This window comes from Peteryoungia wuzhouensis (assembly GCF_003205195.1).
Classification (GTDB): Bacteria; Pseudomonadota; Alphaproteobacteria; order Rhizobiales; family Rhizobiaceae; genus Allorhizobium; species Allorhizobium wuzhouense.
In genome coordinates this window covers 462,944-489,072 of the sequence record NZ_QJRY01000002.1, presented here as the reverse complement: position 1 = coordinate 489,072, position 26,129 = coordinate 462,944, and the positions used below count along the sequence as shown (strand labels likewise).

At 61.6% G+C, this 26,129-nt stretch carries 22 protein-coding genes and 1 other RNA gene; all 23 read left to right on the top strand.

What is annotated here, in order from left to right:
* Window positions 1-277 precede the first annotated feature (277 nt).
* The 23 genes from DMY87_RS08210 to lpxC all read left to right on the top strand — a co-directional run bounded on the left by DMY87_RS08210 (window position 278) and on the right by lpxC (window position 25,884).
* Window positions 278-1,015 (top strand): J domain-containing protein, encoded by a 738-nt coding sequence (locus tag DMY87_RS08210; protein ID WP_110790794.1) that lies wholly within the window; start codon window positions 278-280, stop codon window positions 1,013-1,015.
* The gene (locus DMY87_RS08205; RefSeq protein ID WP_110790793.1) at window positions 1,012-1,773 is read left to right on the top strand and encodes an N-acetylmuramoyl-L-alanine amidase; all 762 of its coding nucleotides are present in this window, start codon (window positions 1,012-1,014) and stop codon (window positions 1,771-1,773) included. Before DMY87_RS08210 ends, DMY87_RS08205 begins: the two co-directional genes overlap by 4 nt.
* Before the next feature lie 256 nt (window positions 1,774-2,029).
* Window positions 2,030-2,554: a lytic transglycosylase domain-containing protein gene (locus tag DMY87_RS08200; RefSeq protein WP_110790792.1), complete on the top strand. Its 525-nt coding sequence runs from the start codon at window positions 2,030-2,032 to the stop codon at window positions 2,552-2,554.
* 84 nt (window positions 2,555-2,638) lie between these two features.
* Window positions 2,639-3,829 (top strand): NAD(P)/FAD-dependent oxidoreductase, encoded by a 1,191-nt coding sequence (locus DMY87_RS08195; RefSeq protein ID WP_110790791.1) that lies wholly within the window; start codon window positions 2,639-2,641, stop codon window positions 3,827-3,829.
* 79 nt (window positions 3,830-3,908) lie between these two features.
* Window positions 3,909-4,307, top strand: an RNA gene (gene rnpB / locus DMY87_RS08190) — RNase P RNA component class A.
* Between the two features lie 424 nt (window positions 4,308-4,731).
* Window positions 4,732-5,169, top strand: coding sequence for a division/cell wall cluster transcriptional repressor MraZ (gene mraZ / locus DMY87_RS08185; protein WP_110790790.1), 438 nt, complete (start codon window positions 4,732-4,734; stop codon window positions 5,167-5,169).
* A 17-nt stretch (window positions 5,170-5,186) separates the two neighbouring features.
* Window positions 5,187-6,212: a 16S rRNA (cytosine(1402)-N(4))-methyltransferase RsmH gene (rsmH, locus tag DMY87_RS08180; RefSeq protein WP_110790789.1), complete on the top strand. Its 1,026-nt coding sequence runs from the start codon at window positions 5,187-5,189 to the stop codon at window positions 6,210-6,212.
* A gap of 2 nt (window positions 6,213-6,214) precedes the next feature.
* A complete protein-coding gene (ftsL, locus tag DMY87_RS08175) occupies window positions 6,215-6,610 on the top strand; it encodes a cell division protein FtsL (protein WP_110790788.1) in 396 nt (131 codons plus the stop codon).
* On the top strand, window positions 6,610-8,355 hold the full coding sequence (locus DMY87_RS08170; RefSeq protein ID WP_110790787.1) for a peptidoglycan D,D-transpeptidase FtsI family protein: 1,746 nt from the start codon (window positions 6,610-6,612) through the stop codon (window positions 8,353-8,355). Before ftsL ends, DMY87_RS08170 begins: the two co-directional genes overlap by 1 nt.
* Window positions 8,356-8,414: 59 nt before the next feature.
* The gene (locus DMY87_RS08165) at window positions 8,415-9,869 is read left to right on the top strand and encodes a UDP-N-acetylmuramoyl-L-alanyl-D-glutamate--2,6-diaminopimelate ligase (protein ID WP_110790786.1); all 1,455 of its coding nucleotides are present in this window, start codon (window positions 8,415-8,417) and stop codon (window positions 9,867-9,869) included.
* Window positions 9,866-11,299 carry a UDP-N-acetylmuramoylalanyl-D-glutamyl-2,6-diaminopimelate--D-alanyl-D-alanine ligase gene (locus DMY87_RS08160; RefSeq protein WP_110790785.1) on the top strand — a complete coding sequence of 478 codons (1,434 nt, stop codon included), beginning with the start codon at window positions 9,866-9,868 and terminating at the stop codon, window positions 11,297-11,299. The genes DMY87_RS08165 and DMY87_RS08160 overlap by 4 nt, the downstream gene beginning before the upstream one ends.
* A gap of 24 nt (window positions 11,300-11,323) precedes the next feature.
* Window positions 11,324-12,424, top strand: a complete 1,101-nt coding sequence (gene mraY, locus DMY87_RS08155) for a phospho-N-acetylmuramoyl-pentapeptide-transferase (protein WP_062279012.1) — start codon at window positions 11,324-11,326, stop codon at window positions 12,422-12,424.
* A 7-nt stretch (window positions 12,425-12,431) separates the two neighbouring features.
* Window positions 12,432-13,841, top strand: a complete 1,410-nt coding sequence (gene murD, locus DMY87_RS08150) for a UDP-N-acetylmuramoyl-L-alanine--D-glutamate ligase (RefSeq protein WP_110790784.1) — start codon at window positions 12,432-12,434, stop codon at window positions 13,839-13,841.
* A 1-nt stretch (window position 13,842) separates the two neighbouring features.
* Entirely contained in the window at window positions 13,843-14,997 is a 1,155-nt protein-coding gene (gene ftsW / locus DMY87_RS08145; RefSeq protein ID WP_110790783.1) for a putative lipid II flippase FtsW, read from the top strand.
* 3 nt (window positions 14,998-15,000) lie between these two features.
* The gene (gene murG / locus DMY87_RS08140; RefSeq protein WP_110790782.1) at window positions 15,001-16,122 is read left to right on the top strand and encodes an undecaprenyldiphospho-muramoylpentapeptide beta-N-acetylglucosaminyltransferase; all 1,122 of its coding nucleotides are present in this window, start codon (window positions 15,001-15,003) and stop codon (window positions 16,120-16,122) included.
* Window positions 16,119-17,531, top strand: coding sequence for a UDP-N-acetylmuramate--L-alanine ligase (murC, locus tag DMY87_RS08135; protein ID WP_110790781.1), 1,413 nt, complete (start codon window positions 16,119-16,121; stop codon window positions 17,529-17,531). Before murG ends, murC begins: the two co-directional genes overlap by 4 nt.
* Window positions 17,532-18,506, top strand: a complete 975-nt coding sequence (gene murB, locus DMY87_RS08130) for a UDP-N-acetylmuramate dehydrogenase (protein ID WP_110790780.1) — start codon at window positions 17,532-17,534, stop codon at window positions 18,504-18,506.
* 79 nt (window positions 18,507-18,585) lie between these two features.
* Complete coding sequence (locus DMY87_RS08125) at window positions 18,586-19,440, top strand: GGDEF domain-containing protein (RefSeq protein ID WP_110790779.1); 855 nt, start codon at window positions 18,586-18,588, stop codon at window positions 19,438-19,440.
* 206 nt (window positions 19,441-19,646) lie between these two features.
* Window positions 19,647-20,573 (top strand): D-alanine--D-alanine ligase, encoded by a 927-nt coding sequence (locus DMY87_RS08120; protein WP_110790778.1) that lies wholly within the window; start codon window positions 19,647-19,649, stop codon window positions 20,571-20,573.
* The gene (locus tag DMY87_RS08115; RefSeq protein ID WP_425353478.1) at window positions 20,561-21,493 is read left to right on the top strand and encodes a cell division protein FtsQ/DivIB; all 933 of its coding nucleotides are present in this window, start codon (window positions 20,561-20,563) and stop codon (window positions 21,491-21,493) included. The genes DMY87_RS08120 and DMY87_RS08115 overlap by 13 nt, the downstream gene beginning before the upstream one ends.
* Window positions 21,490-22,821, top strand: coding sequence for a cell division protein FtsA (ftsA, locus tag DMY87_RS08110; RefSeq protein ID WP_062278992.1), 1,332 nt, complete (start codon window positions 21,490-21,492; stop codon window positions 22,819-22,821). The genes DMY87_RS08115 and ftsA overlap by 4 nt, the downstream gene beginning before the upstream one ends.
* Window positions 22,822-22,916: 95 nt before the next feature.
* Window positions 22,917-24,665, top strand: coding sequence for a cell division protein FtsZ (gene ftsZ / locus DMY87_RS08105; RefSeq protein WP_110791014.1), 1,749 nt, complete (start codon window positions 22,917-22,919; stop codon window positions 24,663-24,665).
* 262 nt (window positions 24,666-24,927) lie between these two features.
* Window positions 24,928-25,884 (top strand): UDP-3-O-acyl-N-acetylglucosamine deacetylase, encoded by a 957-nt coding sequence (gene lpxC, locus DMY87_RS08100; RefSeq protein ID WP_110790776.1) that lies wholly within the window; start codon window positions 24,928-24,930, stop codon window positions 25,882-25,884.
* The last annotated feature ends 245 nt before the right edge of the window (window positions 25,885-26,129 follow it).

Below are 26,129 nucleotides of genomic sequence, written 5' to 3'. Positions count from 1 at the left end.
AAATGGATGCGACAGCCGCGCCAAGGTGTAAAGCAGAAAATGCAAGGATTTCCGCGCTTTCGCGGTTTCTTGATAGGCATCCATGCGGAATTTCGGTTTCAATCGTTTCAATCCCGATCTGACGGATTTCTGCAGCTGTGGAAAAGCGTGCGGGCGTGCGTGGGCAACCGTGCGACTTATCGCTTTCAGCAAAACCAATTCAACATGAAGAAACTTTAATCCCGTTGAACGGGCCGATCTCCTTGCTTTTTACCCCCATATTTGGTCAATCTCAGTCATGATTTTCGATTTCGCCTGCGAACAGATATCGTCGTTTTGGGACCGTTTGCTGGGCGCGATCGGTGAGACGGCCAGCAATGTGATCGGGAGCATCGTGGAAGCGGTGCGCACCGCCTTCGAAGGCGATCCCGAAACCCGCCGTCGTGTGTCCTTCTCTGTGGCCATCATCGCGTTGTCGGCGAAGATGGCGAAGGCAGACGGCGTCGTCTCGAATGCCGAGGTCGAAGCCTTTCGCAAGATCTTCGAGTTCCCGCCGGAGGAAGCCCGCAACGTGGCGCGTCTCTACAATCTTGCCCGCCAGGACGTGGCCGGTTTCGAGACCTATGCGAAAAACCTCGCGAATATGTGCCGGACCTGCGACCAGTTCTGCCCGGTCTTGGAAGACATCATCGATGCGCTGTTCCACATCGCCAAGGCCGACGGTCTGGTGCACGAGAAGGAACTCGCTTTCCTTGCCCGCATCGCCGAGATCTTCTCGATTTCCGAAGAGCGTTTCGCGATGATCACCGAACGGCACATCCATGTCGACGGGGATCCCTACGGCGTGCTCGGCGTGAAGCCATCGGACGATTTTGCGACCATCCGCAAGAAGTATCGTGCGCTTGCCGCCGAACATCACCCTGACCGGTTGCATGCACGCGGCATCCCGACCGAGTTTCACAGCGTCGCCAATCATCGCATGGCGAAGTTCAATGCCGCCTATTCGGCGATCGAAAAGGCGCGCCGGGCGGCATGATGTCGTTTATCGCGGATTTTGCCGGTGCCGAGGTTTGCCCATCGCCCAATCACGGCGAGCGGGTCGGTGTCGAGCGGCCCGACATTCTCCTTCTGCATTACACCGGAATGCCATCTGCCGAAGGTGCGCAGGCGTGGCTCTGCAATGTCGAGAGCCAGGTCTCCAGCCATTATCTCGTGCATGAGGACGGCCGCGTGGTGCAGATGGTGCCGGAGGCGCGGCGCGCCTGGCATGCCGGCAAGAGTGTGTGGGGCGGCGAGACCGACATCAATTCCCGCTCGATCGGAATCGAGATCGCCAATCCGGGGCATCCCGGCGGACTGCCGGAGTTTCCCGATCGGCAGGTCGAAGCACTGATCGAATTGTGTCGCGATTGCGTCGAACGCCACCAGATCCCCGCAGAACGCGTGCTTGCACACTCCGATGTGGCGCCCATTCGCAAGGTTGATCCGGGTGAAAATTTCCCTTGGGGAAAACTGGCTGCGGCGGGCATCGGGCACTGGGTTCCAGCGTCGCCGATCGGTGGCGGACGCTTCTTCCAGCGTGGCGATGCCGGTCAACCGGTCGAAGCGCTGCAATCGATGCTGTCGCTTTATGGTTATGGCATTGAGATCTCGGGCGAATACTGCACGCAGACCGAGGGTGTGGTCGCTGCCTTCCAGCGTCATTTCCGGCCCGCCAAGGTTGACGGCGTGGCCGACAGTTCGACCATCGAGACCCTTCATCGGTTGCTGACGGCCTTGCCGCGATACGCCTGATTACCGGGTGCCGTTTGCGCCGCAGGAGGGGCTTGTCCGAACGCGCTGCGGCGGGAAATGTTGCAACGCCACACGAATTCCTTATTGCCGGGGTCTAAAGGCCGGGCTGAACGCGATGGCGGCTCCACACGGCGCCCGTCGCAAACATCAACACTGAAGGTCTGAAACGGGGAGCCCACGAGGGGCTCGCGACGCATGGATTGCGTCCGCTTTGACGCGCGCCGGTTCGACCTTTCCACGGAGACTGACCTTTCCCATGACAAGACGACTGGTTGCTGCTGCGGCATGCCTCGCTATCCTTTTGACTCACGTGCAGACCGCATCGGCGGGCGAGAAGGACGGCCGCTCCGTCTGGTCGCTGAAGACGATTACCCGCGACGCCGGATTTCCGGTGGCGCCCTCCTTCTCCAAAAGCCCTTACGGCAAAATCATCTCGAAATACGCCAAGACCTATGGCGTGCCCGTCGATCTTGCCCATGCCGTGGTCCGCATCGAAAGCAACTTCAATCCGAAGGCCAGGGGCAGCGCCGGCGAAGTCGGTCTCATGCAGATCAAGCCGGCGACCGCGCGCGCCATGGGCTATCGCGGCTCGACCAAGGGGCTCTATGATCCCGAGACCAATATCCGGTACGGTATGAAATATCTGTCCATGGCGCATGAACTGGGCGGCGGGGAGACCTGTGGCACCATCCTTCGCTACAATGCAGGACATGCTGCCAAGCGGATGAATCCCGTCTCCAAACGGTACTGCGGCAAGGTCATCGCACTGATCGGCAACTGACAAAGCTGTGATCGAGTCGCTCGCCTTGGTGGACACTTATGCGCTCCATGTTATCACCGGCTATCGATTTCAGGTGGTGATGTAATGGTTGAGCATTTCAGTACGATTGTCGTCGGTCGTGGCATGATGGGTGCGGCTTCTGCCCGGTATCTCGCTCTTGCCGGTGAGAATGTAGCGGTCATTGGTCCGGATGAGCCGAAGGACTGGGGCCGGCACGAAGGTGTCTTTGCCAGCCATTACGATGAGGCGCGTATCACCCGCACCATCGATTCGGACCCGGTCTGGGCGCACATGGCCAATCGCTCGATCGCCCGCTATGGAGCGATTGCCGAGGAGAGCGGTATCGCCTTCTACCACGAAGTCGGTTGCCTGATTGTCGGACCGAAGCGGGGAGGGAACGATCCCCTGGTGGGCCGGGTGTGCTCAGCTGCTGAGGCGCTTGGTGTGGAGACGGATCTTCTGTCCGCTGCCGACTTGAGACAGCGTTTCGACTATTTCGATTTCGGCGATGGCTGCGAAGGCGTTCATGAGCAACGCAATGCCGGCTACGTCAATCCGCGCCGGCTGGTGCAGGCACAGAGCGCGCTCGCCGAGAAGGCCGGGGCACAGATCATCCGCCAGGCGGTGGTGTCGGTCCGCGAGGAGCCGGGAGCCTGCGTGGTGACCACCGATAACGGTGCTGTCTATACGGCGGAGCGTGTGCTGGTCGCGGCTGGCGGCTTTACCATCAACGAGAACCTGCTGCCTCGCGCTCTTGATCTCAAGGTCTATGGTCGCACGGTCGCCTTTTTCGAAATCCCGGATGCGGATCTCCCGGCCTATGCCGGCATGCCGTCGCTCATTCACCACCCCGAAGATCCGACCGACCACATCTACCTTCTGCCTCCGGTGCGCTATCCCGACGGCAAGACCTATCTGAAGATCGGTGGTGACCCGGACGACCTGCCGCTGGAAACCGAGGCAGAGATCCGGGCCTGGTTCCGGCGAGGTGGACGCATCACCACCCGCAACCACTTGCAGCGGATCGTCGGGCAGATCGTGCCAAGCCTGGCGCAGGCGCCAATCTCCATGGCGGCCTGCGTGACCTCGTTTACGCCCGAGAATTATCCGGCGATTGGCTATGCCAGCGAGCGTATTGCCGTGTTGACGGGCGGCTGCGGCGCCGCCGCCAAGAGTTCGGATGAAATCGGCCGCCTTGGTGCCGAGCTGATCCTGCACGGCAGGATCGTCGACGACGCCTATGGCGACGTTTTCCAGCCTGTCTTCACAGACTGATTCACCAAAAGCGGCCAAGTCACCTTTCTGTCGTCATTTTCGTTGGCTTTCAGGCGGCGCGTCGTTTAAGGACCGCTTGCCAGTTGGCCGGGCAGCCGCGCTTTACCAATGCCGAAAGGCGGTAAGGTGAGGAAAGTCCGGGCTCCACGGAAATACGGTGCCGGATAACGTCCGGCGAGGGTGACCTCAGGGAAAGTGCCACAGAAAGCAAACCGCCTCGCATGCGAGGTAAGGGTGAAAGGGTGGGGTAAGAGCCCACCGCGTCGCTGGTGACAGGGACGGCACGGTAAACCCCACCGGGAGCAAGACCGAATAGGGATGACGCGGGTGACGCGCAAGCGCCACTACAGCCTGTTTCCGGGCCAGTCATCCGGGTGGGTTGCGCGAGGCAGCGTGCAAACGCTGTCCCAGATGAATGGCTGCCACGTCCCGGGAAACCGGGGCCATACAGAACCCGGCTTACAGGCCAACTGGCAAAATTCTCCTCCGTCTCCAGACGTCGTCTCGGCGCTCGGCCAAAGTTTCGGTCAAGCGCCTGAAACTGCGGCCAGAAAACTGCGTGGGGCCTCTCATGCAGTATCCGCCGCAGCGCCGCTCCGCATCGGTCTAAATCTCCTCTCAAAACAGGCGTTTCTAACCATTCGTTAAGCTTAACCGCCTATCAATATTTGAAGCCCGCAAAGGGTGTAGCCCGACCCGTTCCCATTGACGCCCATATTGTCCCATGGTATCCCATTTACATGCTGTTGCGGGGGGCGTGTTCGCCCCCAAGGTACGGAAATCGCATGGTCTCTCCCGTGTTTCGGGCGGGTCTTTTCCGGGTGGTGCGACGGCGGGTGTTGTCATGTGTGTGCGGGGGTCGATCACCGGCTTCCCGATTTCGAGGAGGTCGGTCGTCAGTTATGAACCGCTTCCTGTCCAATGCGACAAACAGGATCGATGCGAAGGGGCGGGTTTCCGTCCCTGCGGCCTTTCGTGCCGTTTTGCTGCAGCGCGACATTCAGGAGCTTTATTGTCTCCAGGATTTCGTCTATCCGGCGATCAACATCGGCGGTCCCGATTTGCTCGAGCGATACGAGCAGAGGATGGCGACCGAGGATCCCTTCGCATTGGAGGCGAACGAGATGTCGCTGCTTCTTCATGGCGGCGGCGTCTTTATGCGACTCGATGCCGAGGGGCGGTTGGCGGTGACGGATTTTATTCGGGATTTCACGGGGATTTCCTCGGAGGTCTGTTTCGTCGGTCGGTCGGATCATTTTCAGGTGTGGCAGCCGCAGGCGTTTTCGGACGCTCAGGCGAGAGCCAGAGAGGTTGTCAGGCTGCGGGGCCTGAGGACCTGACAAAACGGGGAAACGGAATGGCGGCGAATCTTGGCGAAGGGCTTTCCGATGCCAATGGCGGATCGGTTCGCCACATTCCGGTTCTTCTCGATGGCGTGCTGAAGGCGCTGGAGCCGCAGGCGGGTAAAGTCATTCTCGACGGAACTTTTGGGGCGGGCGGTTACACGCGCGCCATCCTCGATGCGGGTGCGGACGTCATTGCGCTTGATCGCGACCCGAATGCGATTGCCGGCGGTCAGTCGATGGTTGACGAGTTCAATGGCCGGCTGACGCTCAATCACACGGAATTCTCGGCTCTGGCCGATTTTGCCCCAGAGGGCGGCCTTGACGGTGTCGTGCTCGATATCGGCGTTTCCTCCATGCAGATCGATGAAGCCGAGCGTGGCTTCTCCTTCCAGCGCAACGGGCCTCTCGACATGCGCATGTCATCGTCGGGCGTCTCGGCGGCCGATGTCGTCAACCGGGCCAAGGTGTCCGACCTGATCCGCATCTTCGGTTTTCTCGGCGAAGAAAAGCATTCGGGCCGAATCGCGCGCGCAATCGAAAAGCGCCGCCTGAGTGAGCCCTTCCAGACGACCCGCGATCTCGCGAACCTGATTGAGACTGTCAATCCGCGCAAGGCCAAGGACAAGATCCATCCGGCAACGCGCGTCTTCCAGGCGCTGCGCATCTTCGTCAACGACGAATTGGGTGAACTGGCGTGGGCGCTGTTTGCGGCGGAGCAGGCGTTGAAGCCGGGTGGGCGCCTTGTCGTCGTCACCTTCCATTCGCTTGAAGACCGTATCGTCAAGAAGTTCTTCTCCGAACGCGCCGGCAAGGCGTCAGGCTCGCGCCACCTTCCCATGGTCGAAGCACGCAAGGCGACGTTTGAGCCGGTGGGCAAGGGCATGGTTGCGGCGAGCGAGGAAGAGGCAGAACTCAACCCGCGTGCCCGCTCAGCCAAGCTGCGCGCCGGCATTCGAACCACGGCGCCGCCGGAGAAGCCGGATATGGCGATCTTCGATCTGCCCGACCTTGCAACGCTTGAGAAGATTGGAGGCTGATTGTGCTGCGAACCTTCGATTTTCTCCTGATCGGTTCCATGGCGGCGGCTGCGGCCGTGACCTACCAGATCAAGCATGACACCGATAACAAGGCCGCTGAGGTCCGCCGTCTGGAGGCCGAGATCAAGCTGGAGAAGGACACGATTGATCTGCTCCGGGCTGACCGTGCCCTTCTGACCCAGCCGAACCGCCTTGATCGCCTGGTGAAGACCTATGCGACGGAGTTGCAGTTGCAGCCGACGGCGCCGACGCAGCTTGCCCGCCCGGTCGAGTTGCCGATGCCTAGGGATCAGGTGCCGCAAAAGGAAGTTGCCGAGGGCAAGAAAGCCGCGTCCGATCCGGTCAAGGACCTGATTACGACCGGTTCGGTCAATCCAGCAGAAGCGGTGAATGACTGATGAGCTTTTTGTCGCGTATCATGCTCCTGAAGAGCCAGGCTCATTTTTCCACCGATGTGCAGCGCGGCGGTGCCGTTGTCTCCGGCCCGCGCATCCAGGGAACGGCAAAGCGCAAATCGGCCATGGCGAAGAACCGCGTCGGCCTGATGATCGCCGGATTCTGTGTGGTTTATGCCATCATCGGTGGACGTCTGGTGCAATACGGCCAGGCCGAGCCCGAGACTGTGTCGAGCATCCTGCCGGCAGACCGGTTGATGGCGTCTCGTCCGGATATTCTCGATCGCAATGGCGAGGTTCTCGCGACCGACATTCGGACGGTGTCGCTGTTTGCCGAGCCGCACAAGATCGTCGACCCAGATGAAGCCGTTGAACGTCTGGCGACGGTGCTGACCGATCTCGACATCAAGGGGACATACAAGAAGCTTTCGTCCAAGTCCCGTTTCCAGTGGCTGCGCCGGCAGTTGACGCCGAAGCAGCAGAGCCAGATCCTCGCCCTCGGCATTCCCGGCATCGGTTTTCGTCCGGAGAAGCGGCGCTTCTATCCCGGTGGCTCCACCGCCTCGCACATCGTCGGTTACGTCAACATCGACAACCGCGGCATGACGGGGATGGAAAAATACATCGACAACCAGGGGCTGGCGGATCTTCGGGCGCTCGGCATGACCAGCGACACGCCGCTCGAACCTGTGAAGCTGTCGATCGACATCCGCGTGCAGAACATCGTGCGCGACGTGCTGGTCGAAGCCATGGCCAAGTTCAAGTCGATCGGCGCCGGCGGCGTCGTCCTTGATGCGCATACGGGCGAAGTGCTGGCGATGGCGTCGCTTCCGGATTTCGATCCGAACAGCCCGGCCGGTTCGGAAGAGGGCTGGCTCAGCCGCATGGCGAACGGCACGTTCGAAATGGGCTCGACCTTCAAGTCGTTTACGATCGCCATGGGTCTCGATTCGGGCAAGGTGTCGCTGAAGGACAGCTTTGACGCCCGTTATCCGATCCGGATCGGCGGCTTCACCATCAAGGACTTTCACGGCAAGAACCGTATTCTGACGGTGCCGGAAATCTTCCAGTATTCGTCCAACATCGGCACCGCCAAGGTGGCCGACCTTGTCGGCACGGATGCGCATAAGGAGTTCCTCACCCGTCTTGGCCTGCTGACCAAGATGCAGACGGAGCTGCCGGAAGTTGCGATGCCGTCGCAACCGCGCGAATGGAAGAAGATCAATTCGATCACGATCTCTTTCGGCCATGGCGTCTCGACCACGCCGCTGCAGACGGCGGTTGCCGGTGTGGCGCTTGTCAACGGCGGCAAGCTGATCGAGCCGACCTTCCTTCCGAGGACACGCGAACAGGCGGATCTCGTTGCCAAGCAGGTGATCAAACCCTCGACCAGCGACGACATGCGCTTCCTGTTCGAATGGAACGGGGTGAAGGGTTCCGGCAAAAATGCACGCGTCGAGGGCTTCGATGTGGGTGGCAAGACCGGTACCGCCGACAAGGTCGTGAACGGTCGCTATGTCGGCGACAAGAACTTCAACGCCTTCCTCGCTGCCTTCCCGATCGACAATCCGCGTTACGTCGTCCTGACCTTCATCGATGAGCCGAAGACCGACAAGGGCAATGGCGCAGCACTCGCCGGCAACAGTGCAGCCCCGATGGTGGCGGACATCATTCGCAGAAGCGCCGCAATTCTTGGTGTAGAACCCAAATTCGGGGAAGACGGGTCCGCGTTGCTCGTCTCTTATTGACCAGACGTAAGACAAACGGGGCGATTCGACTGATTTTGCCTCGGAAGGATGGACTGCACATGCTTTTGGGCACATTGGCCGGCGAGGATTACAAGAACCAGGTATCGGCGGCTGGTGCCGCTGGCGTTGAGGTGGCAGGACTGTCTGCGGACAGCCGCAAGGTCGAGCCGGGTACGGTTTTCTTCGCGCTTTCAGGCTCGAAGGCCGATGGCGGCACCTATGTGGCCGACGCTGTCTCCAAGGGCGCTGTCGCCGTTGTCGCCTCCCATCCGGTTGAGGCTTCCCTTCCTGTGGTCGTGGTCGACAATCCACGCCGCTTCCTGGCGCTTGCCGCTGCCCGCCTTGTCGGGCGCCAGCCGAAGACGATGGTTGCCGTCACGGGCACGGCAGGCAAAACCTCTGTGGCATCCTTCACTCGCCAGATCTGGGCCTTTGCCGGCCATGCGGCCGCGCAGATCGGCACCACAGGCGTGATTTCGCCGAGCCGCAGCGATTACGGCTCGCTGACGACTCCCGATCCGCTGGCGCTGCACACGTTGCTCGGTGAACTGGCCGACGAGGGCGTGACGCATGCCGCGATGGAAGCCTCGAGCCACGGCCTCGACCAGAGCCGCCTCGACGGCGTGGTGTTGTCGGCCGCCGGCTTCACCAATCTCGGCCGCGACCACATGGATTATCATCCGACGGTCGAGGACTACATGGCCGCCAAGATGCGGCTTTTCGATACGCTTCTGCCCAAGGGCTCGCCCGCTGTCATCTATGCCGATGACCCGTGGTCCGACGAGGCGATCCGGGTGGCAACGGCTTCCGGCCATGATGTGCGCACGGTCGGTCGCAAGGGAACCTTCCTCAGCCTGAAGCGGGTGGAACACTTCCGCCACAAGCAGGTGGCCGAGGTGCATCACGGCGAGCAGATCTTCGAAGTGCACATTCCGCTGGCCGGTGATTTCCAGATTGCCAATGCGCTGGTCTCGGCAGGACTTGCCATCTCCACGGGCGTGCCCGTGGCTGTCGCGCTGAAGGCGCTGGAGACGCTCGTTGGCGCGTCTGGCCGCCTCGAATTGATCGGGCAGACCAAGGCAGGCGCGCTTGCTTATGTCGATTATGCGCACAAGCCGGATGCGCTGGAGAATGTGCTGACTTCGGTCCGTCCCTTCACCACGGGACGTGTCATTGTCGTGTTCGGTTGCGGTGGCGACCGCGACAAGGGCAAGCGGCCGATCATGGGTGAGATTGCCTCGCGGCTCGCCGATATCACCATCGTCACCGACGACAATCCACGTTCCGAAGTGCCGGCGACCATCCGTTCGGAAATCATGGCGGCCACTCCGAAAGGAATCGAGATCGGTGACCGGGCCCAGGCGATCCGGGCTGCGGTTGCGATGCTTTCGGCCGGCGATACGCTGATCGTAGCCGGCAAGGGACATGAAGAAGGGCAGACGGTTGGAGGAACCACGCTGCCCTTCTCGGATCATGCCGAAGTTCGACATGCCTTGGAGGAGTTCGACCGTTGACCCTGCTCTGGACCTCGCGCGACATGGTGGTCGCCATGGGTGGCCGGCCTTTCGGCCAGTTACCCGACGGTGTGACCGGGATATCCATCGACAGCCGGAGCATCACGCCCGGTGAAGCCTTCTTTGCGATCAAGGGGGACCGGGTCGACGGCCACGACTACGCCAGTCTCGCCATTGCCAACGGGGCCTCACTGCTCATCGTCAGCGAGGCGAAGCTTCCGGCACTCGGGCGCCTGACCGTTCCGATGATTGTGGTCGAGGACGTGCTCGTTGGTCTGCAGAAACTCGGGGTCGCCGCACGGGACAGGACGGCTGCGACGGTCATCGCTGTCACGGGCTCTGTCGGCAAGACGACGACGAAGGAAATGCTGCGTCTGGCGCTTGAGCCTTCCGGCAATGTCCATGCCGCCGTCGCCTCCTTCAACAATCACTGGGGCGTGCCGCTGACGCTCGCCCGCATGCCAATGGATACGCGCTACGGCGTGTTCGAGATCGGCATGAACCACCCCGGCGAAATCGGTCCGCTGTCGCGGATGGTGCGGCCTGATGTTGCGATCATCACCACGATTGCGCCGGCCCATCTCGGCAATTTCACAAGCGTTGACGAAATCGCCGATGCAAAGGCTGAGATCTTCGAAGGCGTGGTCAATGGCGGTGACGTGATCCTCAACCGCGACAATCCCTATTTCGAGCGACTGGAACAGGCGGCTCAGACCGCCGGGATCGAAAACGTGCATAGCTTTGGCCAGCACGCCAAGGCCGAATACCGGCTGGCGGAATTCGATGGCGCGGCCGAACTCTCGACGCTTTGGGTTTCGTTCCACGGCGAGACCCGGGAAGTGACGATCGGTGCACCGGGGCGGCATCTGGCCGAGAATGCCATGGCGGTCTTGGCGGCCGTGTCGCTCGTCGGCGCCGATGTGGATGCTGCGATCGAGGCGTTCGCACATCTGTCGGCGGTGAAGGGCCGGGGTGCACGGCACAAGCTATCCATCGGCGGCGCGTCGCTGACGCTGATTGACGAAAGCTACAACGCCAATCCGGCATCGATGCGAGCAGCGATCTCGGTGCTCGCCTCATCGCAGCCGCAGTATGACGGCCGGCGGATCGCCGTGCTTGGCGACATGCTGGAGATGGGCGAGTTTTCGCCCTCCGTGCATGCCGAGCTTGCCGGTCCGTTGCTCGCAGCCGGCGTCGAGCATGTCTGGCTTGCCGGCCCGGAAATGGTTGCCCTGCGCGATGCCCTGCCGGAATCGGTCTCGGTCGTCTATCTCGAAACGACGGCGGAACTGGCGAATTTCGTCACCGCAGAAGTCCGCCCCGGCGACGTGGTCATGGTCAAATCCTCACTCGGCATCGGCTTCGGCAAGATTGTTGCGGCTCTGCTTGACAAGTATCCGGCATTCCCCGACACGGAGCGCCACTCTTAATTCGGGCTTTTGGAAAGGGCTCCCATGCTGATTTGGCTTGTGGAACTGGCGAACCACTTTCAGTTTTTCAACCTGTTCCGGTACATCACCTTTCGGACGGGGGCAGCTCTCTTCACCTCGGCGGCGGTGGTGTTCCTGTTCGGACCGATGATGATCTCGTCGCTCCGTGTGCGCCAGGGCAAGGGACAGCCGATCCGCGCCGACGGGCCGCAGACGCATTTCAAGAAGGCTGGCACGCCGACCATGGGCGGCTTGATGATCCTCGCCGGCATCGTCGTGTCGTCGCTGCTCTGGGCGGACCTTTCCAACATCTATGTGGTCGCGACCCTTCTGGTGACGCTCGGCTTCGGCGCCATCGGCTTCTATGACGATTATCTCAAGGTGACGAAGCAGACCGACAAGGGCTTTTCCGGCAAGGCCCGCCTCGGGATCGAGTTCCTGATCGCCGGCATCGCCGTCTATTTCATGATGAGTTCCGCTCTGCATTCGGCACCGCAGGGTTCGACTTTCGGCTCCTCGGTCGCCTTTCCCTTCGTCAAGGACTATCTGCTCGATCTCGGCCTGTTTTTCGTGCTGTTCGGCGGCTTCGTGATTGTCGCTGCGGGCAATGCTGTCAACCTCACCGACGGCCTTGATGGGCTTGCCATCGTGCCTGTGATGATTGCTGCCGCCTCTTTCGGCGTTATCGCCTATCTGGCGGGTAACGCGGTTTTTGCCAATTACCTGCAGATCCATTTCGTGCCGGGTACCGGCGAACTTGCCGTGCTGCTCGGCGCCGTCATCGGCGCCGGCCTCGGCTTCCTGTGGTTCAACGCGCCGCCGGCGGCCATCTTCATGGGTGACACCGGGTCGCTCGCGCTTGGCGGTCTGATCGGCTCCGTTGCTGTCGCGACCAAACATGAGATCGTCATGGCGATCATCGGCGGCCTGTTCGTGATGGAGACGCTGTCGGTCATCATCCAGGTCGGTTATTTCAAGCTGACGGGCAAGCGCGTCTTCCTGATGGCACCGATTCACCACCATTTCGAAAAGCTCGGCTGGACCGAAAGCCAGGTGGTCATCCGCTTCTGGATCATCGCGGTTGGCCTAGGCATGCTCGGCCTCTCGACCCTCAAGCTGCGGTGAGGGCGTCATGATCGCGGCGAGCAGTTTCAAGGGCAAACGGGTCGCGCTCTTCGGGCTCGGAGGCTCCGGGCTCGCAACGGCGAAATCGCTGCAGGCCGGGGGTGCAGAGGTTTTTGCCTGGGACGACAATCCAGACAGTGTCGCGCGTGCCGCCGCCGAGGGGATCGCCACGATCAATCTGCATGGGATCGACTGGTCGTCCATCGCCTCCTTTGTGCTGTCGCCCGGTGTGCCGCTCACTCATCCGAAGCCGCACTGGACTGTGGCACTTGCCAAGTCGGCTGGCGTCGAGATCATCGGCGATGTCGAGATTTTCGTGCGCGAGCGGCGTCGGCATGCGCCCGACTGCGCGTTCATCGCGATCACCGGCACCAATGGCAAATCGACGACGACGGCGCTGATCGCCCACATTCTTCAGGCGAGCGGCCGTGATACGCAGCTCGGCGGCAATATCGGCCGGGCGGTGCTGACGCTCGATCCGCCCAAGTCCGAGCGATATTTCGTCGTCGAGTGCTCGTCCTATCAGATCGATCTCGCACCGACCCTCAATCCGACGGCCGGCATCCTGCTCAACCTGACTCCCGATCACCTCGATCGGCACGGGACGATGCAGCATTATGCCGATGTCAAGGAACGGCTGGTGGCAGGGGCGGGGACCGCGATCGTCGGCGTCGACGATAGTTTTTGCGAGCTGATCGGCGACCGGATCGAACGCTCTGGCCACAAGGTCATCCGCATCTCGAAACGACAGCCGCTGGCGGATGGGCTCTATGCCGAGGGCTCTCGGATTCTTCGGGCGGAGCAGGGCGCGGTTTCGGCGCTTGTCGATCTCGACGGCATCCAGACGCTGCGCGGCAGTCACAATGCCCAGAACGCGGCAGCGGCGATCGCCGCCTGCCTTGCCGTGGGCGTGGACGTCGAGGAGATCCAGGCGGGCTTGAAGAGTTTCCCCGGTCTCAAGCATCGGATGCAGCCGGTTGGCCGCCGCCACCAGGTCGTCTTCGTCAACGACAGCAAGGCGACCAATGCCGAGGCCGCCGCGCCCGCTTTGTCCAGCTATGACCGGATCTACTGGATCGCCGGCGGACTGCCGAAAGAGGGCGGGATCGCAAGCCTCGCTCCACTCTTCCCACGTATCGTCAAGGCTTATCTGATCGGCGAAGCCGCCTCGGCCTTTGCCGCAACGCTGGGAGAACAGGTGGCCTTCGAGATATCCGACACGCTCGATCGTGCGGTTGCCCATGCGGCGGCCGATGCGGCGCGCGATAGCGATCCCTCTGCCGTCATGCTCTCGCCTGCCTGCGCAAGCTTCGACCAGTTCAAGAATTTCGAGGTACGCGGCGACAGCTTCGTCCGTCTGGTCGCCGGGCTGGACGGGATCTCCATGCTGATCGACGTGCCACAAGGAGGCAAATGACATGGTGAGCCGCGTAGAGAGAGGTCCGCTGGCGGACTGGTTCTGGACGATCGATCGCCTGTTTCTGATCACCTTTGTCCTACTGATGGGCATCGGCCTGATGCTGTCCTTCGCCGCCTCTCCGGCCGTCGCAGAGCGCCTCGGTCTCGACAGTTTCCACTTCGTCAAACGCCACGCATTTTTCATGCTGCCGGCTCTTACCGTGATGATCGGGCTTTCCTTTCTCTCGCCGCGCCAGGTCCGCCGGACCGCCATGGTGCTGCTTGCGACGGCGCTGATCATGATGGTGCTGGTGCTGTTCGTCGGCGTCGAGGTCAAGGGCGGACGTCGCTGGCTGTCATTGCTCGGCATGTCGATCCAGCCGTCCGAATTCATGAAGCCGGCTTTCGTGGTCATCTGCGCCTGGCTGTTTGCCGAACATGCGCGGCAGCCGGAAATTCCGGGCAATCTCTTTGCCATCCTGCTTTTCGGCATGACGGCAGCCCTCCTGATTGCCCAGCCCGACCTCGGCCAGACGATCCTGATCGGCAGCGTCTGGAGCGCCATGTTCTTCATGGCGGGAATGCCATGGCTCTGGATCGTGGTGCTCGGCGCGCTGGGTGCCACCGGCTTCTTTGGTGCCTATGTCACCCTTCCGCACGTTGCGGGGCGCGTGGACCGGTTCCTGACCGGGGAGGGCGACACCTTCCAGGTGGACACGGCGCGTGAGGCGATCATCCGTGGTGACTGGTTTGGCCAGGGGCCGGGCGAGGGCATCGTCAAGCGGATCATCCCGGACAGCCACACCGACTTCATTTTCTCGGTCGCAGCCGAAGAGTTCGGTATCGTCTTCTGCATGGTGCTGGTCGCCATTTTCGGCTTTCTGGTGCTGCGCGGCTTGAGCCATGCCTATCGCGAGCGCAACGACTTCAATCGCCTGGCGGTCGCAGGTCTCGTTCTGTTGCTCGGCATCCAGTCGATGATCAATATCGGTGTCAATCTCGAATTGCTACCGGCCAAGGGCATGACGCTGCCGCTGATTTCCTATGGTGGCTCTTCGATGACGGCGATCTGCGTGACCGCCGGCTTCATTCTCGCGTTGACGCGACGACGGCCGGAAAAACGGGCCCAGGAGCGGAGCCTGTTCCGCTCGGTGGCCGGCGTTCCGGCGGAGTAAAACATGTCCAAGGGTATCGTTCTTCTGGCCGCCGGTGGGACCGGTGGCCATCTCTTTCCGGCAGAAGCGCTGGGTCACGAGTTGAAGCGGCGCGGCTACAGTGTGCATCTCGTCACCGACAAGCGTGCCGAGCGTTTCGCTGGTACCTTCCCGGCCGATGAGATCCACACCGTGTCTTCGGCGACGATCGGGTCGCGCAATCCGGTTGCCATGGCCAAGGCTTTGCTGACGTTGTGGCGCGGTTACCGCGAGGCGAAGGCTTTGATCACCCGGTTAAAGCCGAAGGCGGTGATCGGCTTCGGCGGTTATCCGACCGTGCCACCAGTTTTTGCAGCCACCAGTCTCGGCGTGCCGACAGCCGTGCATGAGCAGAATGCCGTGATGGGGCGCGCCAACCGGCTGCTCGCCTCCCGTGTCGACGCGATCGCCGGTGGTTTTCTGGCGCCGGGTGGCACCTATCGGTCCAAGATGCGGTTGACCGGCAATCCGGTGCGTCCTGCCGTGATTGCCGCTTCAAGCGTTCCCTATGTGCCTTCGGGCGAAGGGCAGTCTTTCCGGCTGGTGGTCTTTGGCGGAAGTCAGGGCGCCCAATTTTTCTCGGAGGCCATCGCACCGGCCGTGGCGACACTGCCTGCCGACTTGCGGGCTCGGATGGTCGTGACGCAGCAGGCGCGGCCTGAAGACGCTGCGAAGGTGAAAGATGCCTATGCGAGCCTCGGCGTGCCGGCCGACGTCGCTCCCTTTTTCACCGACATGGCGGAACGGCTGGCGGCTGCGCATCTGGTGATCTGCCGCTCTGGCGCCTCGACGGTTTCGGAACTCGCGGTGATCGGACGTCCGAGCATTCTCGTGCCTTATCCGCATGCGCTCGACCACGACCAGTCGGCCAATGCGGCGGCACTGGCGGCCAAGGGCGGTGCCCAGGTCATCGCTCAGGCGGAGCTTTCGCGCGAGCGGATTGCCGCCTTGTTGAGCCAAGCGATGGAGAACCCCGAATCGCTCGCCTTGACGGCTGCTGCCGCGAAAAGCACGGGCAAGCCTGATGCGGCCGGCTTGCTCGCAGACCTCGTAGAGTCTATTGCCGCCGGCAAGGGCATTGCCCAGCGGAACGGAGCCATACAATGAAAATGCCGAAAACCATCGGTCTGGTCCACTTCATCGGGATCGGCGGGATCGGGATGAGCGGGATCGCGGAGGTCCTGCACAATCTCGGACACAAGGTTCAGGGATCTGACCAGTCGGAGAGTGCCAATGTCCAGCGGTTGCGCGCCAAGGGCATTGAGGTTTTTGTCGGCCATACGGCGGAAAACCTCGGCGAGGCCGAAGTGGTCGTCGTTTCGACAGCGATCAAGAAGAGCAATCCGGAACTGATCGCTGCGCGCGAAAAGCTTCTGCCGATCGTGCGGCGTGCCGAGATGCTGGCCGAACTGATGCGCTTCCGCAATGCGATCGCCGTCGGCGGGACGCATGGCAAGACGACGACGACTTCGATGGTTGCTGCCCTTCTGGATGCCGGCGCGCTCGATCCGACCGTCATCAATGGCGGGATCATCAATGCCTATGGCACTAATGCCCGGATGGGCGAGGGCGAGTGGATGGTGGTCGAGGCCGACGAATCGGACGGCACCTTCCTCAAGCTCCCTGCGGATGTCGCCATCGTCACGAACATCGATCCGGAACATCTCGATCACTACGGCACCTTCGACAATGCGCGGGCAGCCTTCCGCCAGTTTGTCGAGAACGTACCGTTCTACGGCTTCGGCGTGATGTGCCTCGATCATCCGGAAGTGCAGGCGCTGGTTGGCCGGATCGAGGACCGCAAGGTCATCACCTATGGCGAAAACCCGCAGGCCGATGTGCGCTTCTCGAATGTCCGTCTCGATGGTACGCGCTCGATCTTCGACGTCGAGATCCGCCGTCGTCGTACCGGCCGCGTGTTCAGCTTCAAGGATCTCGTCCTGCCGATGCCCGGCCGGCACAATATCTCCAATGCGTGCGCGGCCATCGCCGTGGCCAATCGTCTCGACATCTCCGAAGAGGCGATCCGCAAGGGTCTCGCTGGCTTCGGCGGCGTCAAGCGTCGCTTCACGCTGACCGGAACGGCAAACGGTGTCCAGGTCTTCGACGACTACGGACACCATCCCGTCGAGATCAAGGCAGTGCTGAAGGCCGCGCGGGAATCCTGCAAGGGCCGGATCATCGCCGTACACCAGCCGCACCGCTATTCGCGCCTCGCCAGCCTGTTTGACGACTTTGCCAATTGCTTCAACGATGCAGACACCATCTTCCTGTCGCCGGTCTATGCCGCAGGTGAGGATCCGATCGAGGGAGTCGATTCGGAAGCGCTCGTGTCGCGGATCAAATCCAGCGGCCATCGCGACGCGCGCTACTTGGCCGCGCCGGAGCAACTCGCTTCTCTCGTCGCGGGCATTGCGCAACCGGGTGATTTCGTGGTCCTCTTAGGCGCTGGCAACATTACGCAATGGGCGGCTGCCCTGCCGGCGGAACTTGATGCAATTTCGGGAAAGTCTTGAATGAAACAGGTGGATGGGGAAAAGCTGCTGGCCTCGCTCGGCCCAGGCGTCAATGAACTCAAGGGACGGCTGACGCCGGATGCGCCGATGGACCGCGTCACGTGGTTCCAGGCGGGCGGTCTTGCCGAGCTGATGTTCCAGCCGCATGACAGCCAGGACCTCATCACCTTCCTGAAGCTGTTGCCAGAGCACGTGCCTTTGACCGTGATCGGCGTCGGCTCGAACCTGCTGGTTCGCGACGGTGGCATTCCGGGTGTTGTGGTGCGCCTGTCTGCCAAGGGCTTTGGTCAGGTCGAGCTTGCCGGTGAAAACCGCATCCGCGCTGGTGCCATCTGCCCGGACAAGCATATCGCCGCCATGGCCATGGACAACAGCATCGGTGGCTTCCATTTCTACTACGGCATTCCAGGCTCGATCGGCGGTGCGGTGCGCATGAATGCGGGTGCCAATGGCGGCGACACGGCCGGACGGCTGATCGAAGTCGAAGCCGTGGATCGCAAGGGCAACGTGCATGTCCTGTCAAATGCCGACATGGGCTACAGCTATCGACATTCTGAAGCCTCCGGCGATCTGATCTTCACGCATGCAACTTTCGAAGGTTATCCCGAGGACCGGGCCAAGATTCGTGCGGACATGGATGCGGTGCGCCATCACCGCGAGACCGTGCAGCCGGTGAAGGAGAAGACCGGCGGATCGACCTTCAAGAACCCCGAGGGGCATTCTGCCTGGGAACTCATTGACGAGGCCGGTTGCCGTGGTCTGATGATCGGCGGCGCCCAAATGTCGTCGCTGCATTGCAACTTCATGATCAATGCCGGCCATGCGACTGGCTACGATCTCGAATATCTCGGCGAGACCGTGCGTCAGCGCGTGCTTGAGCATTCCGGGGTGAAGCTGGAATGGGAAATCAAGCGTCTGGGCATCTTCATGCCGGGCCGCGAGGTCAAGCCATTCATGGGCGCCGTGACGGCGTGAATCTGAGCGCCTTGCAACCGGCGTCTGCGTGAAATCTTAACTCGGAGCCATTACGCTCTCTCGCGAAATGGGGGCTGTGATGGCTGCGAGTGTACATGCGTGGATTATACGGCAGCTGACGCTGGGTGAGTTTTCGTCACGCCGGGCGGTCCTCGCCAAGGCCGTGGTGATGGCCGCAAAGATTGCTGTCTTCGCCTATGTCCTCAACATCCTCTCGCATTTCGTTCTCGTTGCCTTCAATCTCCTGCCCTATGATCTCTGGCCGGCGCTTGTTATCGCGACCGTTCTCACGCCGCCCGTATCCTTCGTCGTTGCCGTGATTGCCTATAGCGTGGTTGGCCTGGCCATCTATGATCTCGGACTTTCCAACCAGCGTTTCGAAATGCTCAGCCGCACAGACATGCTGTCCGGACTGATGAATCGCCGTGCCTTCCTGGAGGAGTTCGAGCGCGTGCGAGGCCGGACCTGTCTGGTTCTCTTCGATATCGATCGGTTCAAGTCCATCAATGACGGGTTGGGCCACAAAGCCGGTGACGATGTCATCGCCAAGGTGGCGCAGGTGTTGACGACGGTTGCGCCGCCCATCGCCCAGGTTTCCCGCCTCGGAGGCGAGGAGTTCGCCGTGCTGCTGCCTGGGACGACAGGCGCTGAAGCGCTCGCTGTGGCAGAATCGATGCGTGAGGCCGTCGAGGCGACAGTGTTTACGGGCCCGGCAAATCCGTTCTCGGTCACTGTTTCCGGTGGCATCGCCGAAGGGCTTGCGGAGCTCGGGTTCAGCGAGATCTTCTCGCATGTCGACCGTGCGCTTTATCTGGCAAAGGCTGCTGGCCGGAACCGAATCGTGCATGCCAATGCCCTTCAGGATGCAGCGCTTGGCGCGACCACCGCCGAATTGCTGCCGGTCATTGCGAACGAGACGCGCCGCTTGGCCTGACTTCTTAACGTTCCAATTTTTCTTTATTTCAACGGGTTATGCCTGTTTTATCAACCGCTGTCTGCGCGGGTGGCCATCTCCCGCGTCCATCAAAGTTAACGAAAGTAAACGCTTCATTAACCTTAATGTTGTTCAACTGACATGGAAGAGATCGGAGCAGCCAGAGGGGCTGTGGGTCGGTCGAGTGATTATTTGCGAGGCGTTTTATGAGTGGCAAGCATGTCGCGGTTTTGATGGGTGGAATTTCATCGGAGCGCCCGGTCAGCTTGTCGTCCGGGACCGCCTGCGCGGCTGCACTCGAAGGTCAGGGCTACACGGTGACGCGAGTGGATGTTGGTCGTGACATCAGTCGCGTGCTGGAGGCGCTGAAGCCCGACGTCGCCTTCAATGCCTTGCATGGTCCATTTGGTGAGGATGGCACCATTCAGGGTGTGCTTGAATATCTTGAGATCCCTTACACGCATTCCGGCGTACTTGCTTCGGCGCTGGCGATGGACAAGCGGCAGGCAAAGATTGTCGCTGCCCAGGCTGGCATCCCTGTTGCCGAAGCCGTCGTCATGAACCGTTTCGACATCGGCAACACGCATCCGATGGCTCCGCCCTATGTCGTCAAGCCGGTCCGCGAAGGCTCCAGCTTCGGTGTCGTCATCGTGCGCGAAGACATGGCTCATCCGCCGCAGATCCTGACCTCCAGCGAGTGGCGCTATGGCGATCTCGTGATGGTCGAGCGTTATGTCGCCGGCCGTGAGCTGACATGCGGAGTGATGGATGGTAGGCCGCTCGGCGTGATCGAGGTGGTGCCGCTTGGTCACGGCTTTTACGACTATGACTCGAAGTATGTCGCGGGGGGCTCGCAGCACATACTTCCTGCGCAAATTTCACCGAAAATTTACCAAAAAATACAATCATTGGCGGCTGAGGCGCATCGGGCGATCGGGTGTCGTGGAGTGAGTCGGTCAGACTTTCGCTACGACGACCGTTTCTCGGAGGATGGTGATCTGATCTGGTTGGAGCTTAACAACCAGCCTGGCATGACCCCGACCTCGCTTGTGCCGGAAATGGCTGCCCATGAGGGTATCGCCTTTGGTGAGTTTGTAAGTTGGATGGTGGAGGACGCATCGTGTTCTCGATGAGTGGCAACAGGGTGGCTGAGGGCGCGGGCGGATATTCCGCCATGCCGACCGGCGCGGGTGAGGGGGTGGTTCTGCCGCGTCCGCTTCGCCGTATGGTGCGTTCCGTCGCCAGTCTCTGTTCTGGCCGTATCCCTTTGCCGCGCCATCTCGGCAAGATTTCTCTCGCCGGTTTCTACTCGGTTGTGGCGCTTCACGGCGTCATCGTTGGCGGCCATGGGTCTGAGGTGATGCAGTCCCTCACGTCGACGGCGGGTTTCTCCATCGAGGATGTCCGTGTTTCCGGCAATCAGCACACGTCCGAAATTGATATTCTTCAGCTTCTCGGGCTCGATGGCGCTTCCAGCTTGCTTGAGCTTGATATCGCAGGTGCCCGCAAGGCGCTTTCCGATCTTCCGTGGGTCGAATCGGTTGAGGTTCGCAAGGTCTATCCGGGTACGGTCGAGGTGATGCTGAAGGAGCGTCAGGCCTACGCGATCTGGCAGCATGGTTCGGACCTGTCCATTATTGAGCGCTCGGGTAGCGTGATCGCACCGCTGCGCGACAACAAGTTTGCCTCGCTTCCGCTTTTCGTCGGCCGCGATGCCGAAACGGCGGCGGCCGCCGTCGAAGAGGAATTTTCCAAGTGGCCCGCGATCGCCTCTCGGGTGAAGGCTTTTGTCCGGGTTGCCGGACGTCGCTGGGATGTTCATCTGGACAACGGCATCATCGTCAAGCTGCCGGAAGATCACATCGCCGAGGCGCTCGCCCTTCTGACCCGTTTTGACCAGGAGCAGCAGGTCCTGTCGCGCGATATCGCCGCCATCGATATGCGTCTTCCCGATCGTGTCGCTGTGCGCCTGACACCGGAAGCGCAGGAGCGTCGCCAGGTCGTCGTCGATGCTCGTACCAAGGAACTCAAGAAGCTGGAGCAGAAGATATGAGTATCTTTGGTGGCTCCTCCTTCGGTCTGCCGCGCACCAAGCCGCTGTCTTCTAAGCGTGCTCATGTAGTCTCGGTCCTCGATATCGGTACGACCAAGGTCGTGTGCATGATCGCACGGTTGACGCCGCGTCGTGAAACCTCGGTTCTGCCGGGCCGGACCCATAACGTCGAGGTGATCGGGCTCGGCCATCAGCGCTCTTACGGTATCAAGTCTGGCGTCATTGCCGATCTCGATGCGGTTGAGAATGTCGTGCGCCTTGCCGTCGATGCGGCGGAGCGCATGGCGGGTCTCACCGTCGAGAGCCTGATCGTCAATGTTTCGGCCGGTCGCATCGGCTCGGACGTCTATACGGCAACGATCGATCTCGGTGGTCAGGAAGTCGAGTCTGGTGATCTGCGCAAGGTGTTGATCGCCGCTGGGCAGAAGTCGCAGGGCAATGACCGCGCCGTGCTGCATTCGCTGCCGACTGGCTTTTCGCTTGACGGCGAACGGGGAATCCGTGATCCACTGGGAATGTATGGCGACGTCCTCGGCGTCGACATGCATGTGGTCACAGCCGAACGTGCAGCGCTCCGCAACCTGGAACTCTGCATTAACAGGGCTCACCTGACCGTCGAGGGCGTGGTTGCCACGCCTTATGCCAGCGGCCTCGCTGCCCTGGTCGATGATGAAGTTGAGCTCGGTTGCGCGGCGATCGACATGGGTGGTGGCATGACCACCATCTCGGTCTTCGCAGAAGGCAAGTTGATCCATACGGACGCCATCGGGATCGGCGGTCACCATGTGACGACCGATCTGGCGCGCGGGCTTTCGACCCGTATCGAGGATGCAGAACGCCTGAAAGTCGTTCACGGTTCGGCTGTCGCCAACGGCGCCGATGATCGTGAAGTCGTGTCCGTCCCGCCGATCGGCGAGGATGACCGCGATCAGCCGACGCAGGTGCCGCGGGCTCTGCTGACCCGGATCATCAGCGCGCGTATCGAGGAAACCCTCGAACTGCTGCGCGACCGGATCCAGAAATCGGGCTTCTCGCCGGTTGTCGGCAAGCGGGTCGTTCTGACGGGTGGTGCGTGCCAGCTGACCGGTATGCCGGAAGCAGCGCGCCGCATTCTCGCCAGGAACGTGCGTATCGGTCGTCCGATGGGCGTGTCGGGTCTTCCCGCCGCTGCCAAGGGCCCAGCCTTCTCGACCGCAGTCGGGCTGACGATCTATCCGCAGATGGCGGACCAGGAAACACATGCCGGGCAGGGTGGGTTGTTCTCGCCCTTCGGCAATGGAAGCAGCCGGATCGCCCGTATGGGGCAATGGCTGAAAGAGAGTTTTTGAGCTTGCCCACCGACCGCAAGGTTCGGCCAAGGGAAATCTGTTGAAATGACATGGCCGGCTTGGCGATGCGGCCGGAAAAAGAAGGAACGGGTACCATGACCATCAAGTTGCAGAAGCCAGACATCACTGAGCTGAAGCCACGCATCACCGTGTTCGGTGTCGGTGGCGGTGGCGGCAATGCCGTCAACAACATGATCACCGCTGGCTTGCAGGGCGTCGATTTCGTCGTCGCCAACACCGATGCCCAGGCGCTGACCATGACCAAGGCCGAGCGCATCATCCAGCTCGGCGTGAATGTCACTGAGGGCCTCGGCGCCGGTTCGCAGCCGGAAGTCGGCCGCGCTGCTGCCGAAGAATGCATCGATGAAATCATCGATCACCTGAACGGGACCCACATGTGCTTCGTCACCGCCGGCATGGGTGGTGGTACCGGCACTGGTGCCGCCCCGGTCGTCGCCCAGGCCGCCCGCAACAAGGGCATCCTGACCGTCGGCGTCGTCACCAAGCCGTTCCACTTCGAAGGCCAGCGTCGCATGCGGCTTGCCGAATCCGGCATCGAGGAACTGCAGAAGTCCGTCGATACCCTGATCGTCATCCCGAACCAGAACCTGTTCCGCATCGCCAACGATCGCACCACCTTTGCCGACGCCTTCGCCATGGCAGACCAGGTGCTCTATTCGGGCGTTGCCTGCATCACCGACCTGATGGTCAAGGAAGGCCTCATCAACCTCGATTTCGCTGACGTCCGTTCCGTCATGCGCGAAATGGGTCGTGCGATGATGGGCACCGGCGAAGCATCGGGTGAAGGCCGCGCCATGCAGGCCGCCGAAGCCGCGATTGCCAATCCGCTGCTCGACGAAACCTCGATGAAGGGCGCCCAGGGCCTGCTGATCTCGATCACCGGTGGCCGTGACCTGACCCTGTTCGAAGTTGACGAAGCCGCGACCCGTATCCGCGAGGAAGTCGATCCGGACGCCAACATCATCCTCGGTGCGACCTTCGACGAAGCGCTCGAAGGCATCATCCGCGTGTCGGTCGTTGCGACCGGCATCGACCGCGCGGCTCTGGCTTCCAAGGGCTTCGAGGCCGCACCGCTGACAAAGCCTGCTATGCGTCCCTCCGCGGCCGTTGCTCCGGCACCGGCCGCATATCAGCCTGCAATGGCGCAGGCCCCCAAGCCGACCATGGATCCGGTCGCAGACACCATTCGTTCCGCTGAAGCCGAGATGGAACGTGAACTCGAAATCGCTGTTGCCCGCCAGCCGGTCATGAACCAGCAGCCGCAGCCCGCTTCCCAGCCGGAATTCCGCCCGGCCAGCAAGCTGTTCGCCGCTCCGGCACAGGAAGCCGCTCCGGCCCCGCAGATGATGCAGCCGGTTGCGCCGGCCCCCGTCATGAGCCAGCCGGCTCCGGTGATGCAGCAGCCGGCACCCGTCATGCAGGCGCCTGTCGCGCCGGCGCCTGTTGTTGCGGAGCCCCGCATGGCCGAACCGGTCCGCATGCCCAAGGTGGAAGACTTCCCGCCGGTGCTGCGTGCTGAAATCGATCACCGCGCCCATGCTGCCGCACCTGCTGCCCAGGATGATCGTGGTCCGATGGGCCTGCTGAAGCGAATCACCAATTCGCTCGGCCGCCAGCACGAGGAAGAGCCTTCGATGGGCGACATGACGGGTTCTGCTCCGACCGCATCGTCGCAGCAGCGCCGCCCGCTCTCCGCCGAGGCCAGCCTCTACGCACCGCGTCGCGGCCAGTTGGACGACCTCGGTCGCGCAACGCCGGCTCGCGCCACGAGCGAAGACGACCAGCTGGAAATCCCGGCCTTCCTGCGCCGCCAGACCAACTGAGGCTCGCCTCAATTGCATGCTTCCGGACCCGGGCTCGCAGCCCGGGTTCTGTCGTTTTCGGGCGGCTTTTCCTGAGCGGAATTCTTGACGAATTTCAGTTGGTTGACTTCGTTACACAGCGAAAGAAACAGTGATTTGGTAATGACGCCGGACACTCGTATGTATGAAATCGAAACAGGGCCATGTTTTAGGTTCTCCTCAGGTAAACTTCGGCGCATGTGAGGGCTTCGGCTCCGGCGCCTCGCAGATCAGGACAACAGGAATGGCAATTGCCTTGCTCGGATTTCAGACCACGATCGCAGCGCCGCTTTCGCTGACAGGGATCGGGGTTCATTCGGGCCGCGACGTGACGATCACGTTCCTCCCGGCAGAAGCCGGCAGCGGCATCACCTTCGTCCGGCAGCATGATGACGGTAGCACCAGCGAATATCGCGCGGTGTCGGCCCATGTCGGCAATACCGACCTTTGCACCGTTCTCGGCACCAATCCCGCCCGTTCCATCGCCACCATCGAACACGTCATGGCAGCCATCTACGCGCTCGGCCTCGACAATCTCGTGATCGAGGTGGACGGTGCGGAGATGCCGATCATGGACGGCAGCTCGGAAGTGTTCATCGACGCCATCGAGCAGGTTGGGATCACCAATCTCGGCGTCAAGCGCCGCTATATCCGGGTGACCAAGCCGGTTCGCATCGAGGCCGGATCGTCCTGGGCTGAATTCCGTCCGTATGATGGGACCCGATTCGAGGTCGAGATCGATTTTGACAGCAAGCTGATCGGCCGCCAGAGCTGGGCGGGTGAACTCAATGCCGAGACCTTCAAGACGCAGCTGTCGCGTGCCCGCACCTTCGGTTTCATGCGCGATGTCGAACGTCTCTGGGCCGCCGGCTTCGCACTTGGCTCGTCGCTGGAGAATTCCGTCGTCATCTCGGACGACGACACCGTTATCAATGTCGAAGGCCTGCGTTACGAGAGGGACGAATTCGTCCGTCACAAGACGCTGGACGCCGTCGGTGATCTTGCGCTGGCCGGTGCCCAGTTCATCGGTTGCTATCGCTCCTATCGCGGTGGTCACAAGCTCAATGCCAATGCGCTGAAGGCGCTGCTGAGCGATCCGACGGCTTACGAAGTGGTCGAGGCTCCGAGCCGCAACCTCAAGGTCCGGGCGCGTGAATTCGTGCCGGTCCAGGTTCCGGAATTTGCGCCCTGGACTGCGTGATCGACACGTCCATGCAGTTGCGACCTTGTCCGCGCCGGCTTTCTCTGGGAGCCGGCGTTGTCGTTTCTGCGGTGCAACGGTCGTCCAAGTCTGGCGCGATCGCGACTTTCTCCAGCGCGCGCCACAAAAATGCGTTAAATCATCATCACTGCGTTGCCCTAATGCTGCTTTTGCGGCTAGAAACGCCATCTGAAAGCGACGGCTCATGGGCGGCGCTGCAATCGGGATCTTTCGAATGAGTCATG

Bases quoted from the DNA above. Each gene is read 5' to 3' on its own strand.
- ftsZ (WP_110791014.1), top strand. From the start codon at position 22,917: ATGACCATCAAGTTGCAGAAGCCAGACATCACTGAGCTGAAGCCACGC.
- murC (WP_110790781.1), top strand. From the start codon at position 16,119: ATGAAAATGCCGAAAACCATCGGTCTGGTCCACTTCATCGGGATCGGC.
- DMY87_RS08170 (WP_110790787.1), top strand. From the start codon at position 6,610: ATGAGCTTTTTGTCGCGTATCATGCTCCTGAAGAGCCAGGCTCATTTT.
- DMY87_RS08205 (WP_110790793.1), top strand. From the start codon at position 1,012: ATGATGTCGTTTATCGCGGATTTTGCCGGTGCCGAGGTTTGCCCATCG.
- murD (WP_110790784.1), top strand. From the start codon at position 12,432: ATGATCGCGGCGAGCAGTTTCAAGGGCAAACGGGTCGCGCTCTTCGGG.
- rsmH (WP_110790789.1), top strand. From the start codon at position 5,187: ATGGCGGCGAATCTTGGCGAAGGGCTTTCCGATGCCAATGGCGGATCG.
- murG (WP_110790782.1), top strand. From the start codon at position 15,001: ATGTCCAAGGGTATCGTTCTTCTGGCCGCCGGTGGGACCGGTGGCCAT.
- mraY (WP_062279012.1), top strand. From the start codon at position 11,324: ATGCTGATTTGGCTTGTGGAACTGGCGAACCACTTTCAGTTTTTCAAC.
- DMY87_RS08210 (WP_110790794.1), top strand. From the start codon at position 278: ATGATTTTCGATTTCGCCTGCGAACAGATATCGTCGTTTTGGGACCGT.
- DMY87_RS08120 (WP_110790778.1), top strand. From the start codon at position 19,647: ATGAGTGGCAAGCATGTCGCGGTTTTGATGGGTGGAATTTCATCGGAG.
- ftsW (WP_110790783.1), top strand. From the start codon at position 13,843: ATGGTGAGCCGCGTAGAGAGAGGTCCGCTGGCGGACTGGTTCTGGACG.
- mraZ (WP_110790790.1), top strand. From the start codon at position 4,732: ATGAACCGCTTCCTGTCCAATGCGACAAACAGGATCGATGCGAAGGGG.
- DMY87_RS08125 (WP_110790779.1), top strand. From the start codon at position 18,586: ATGGCTGCGAGTGTACATGCGTGGATTATACGGCAGCTGACGCTGGGT.
- DMY87_RS08200 (WP_110790792.1), top strand. From the start codon at position 2,030: ATGACAAGACGACTGGTTGCTGCTGCGGCATGCCTCGCTATCCTTTTG.
- ftsA (WP_062278992.1), top strand. From the start codon at position 21,490: ATGAGTATCTTTGGTGGCTCCTCCTTCGGTCTGCCGCGCACCAAGCCG.
- murB (WP_110790780.1), top strand. From the start codon at position 17,532: ATGAAACAGGTGGATGGGGAAAAGCTGCTGGCCTCGCTCGGCCCAGGC.
- DMY87_RS08195 (WP_110790791.1), top strand. From the start codon at position 2,639: ATGGTTGAGCATTTCAGTACGATTGTCGTCGGTCGTGGCATGATGGGT.
- DMY87_RS08165 (WP_110790786.1), top strand. From the start codon at position 8,415: ATGCTTTTGGGCACATTGGCCGGCGAGGATTACAAGAACCAGGTATCG.
- lpxC (WP_110790776.1), top strand. From the start codon at position 24,928: ATGGCAATTGCCTTGCTCGGATTTCAGACCACGATCGCAGCGCCGCTT.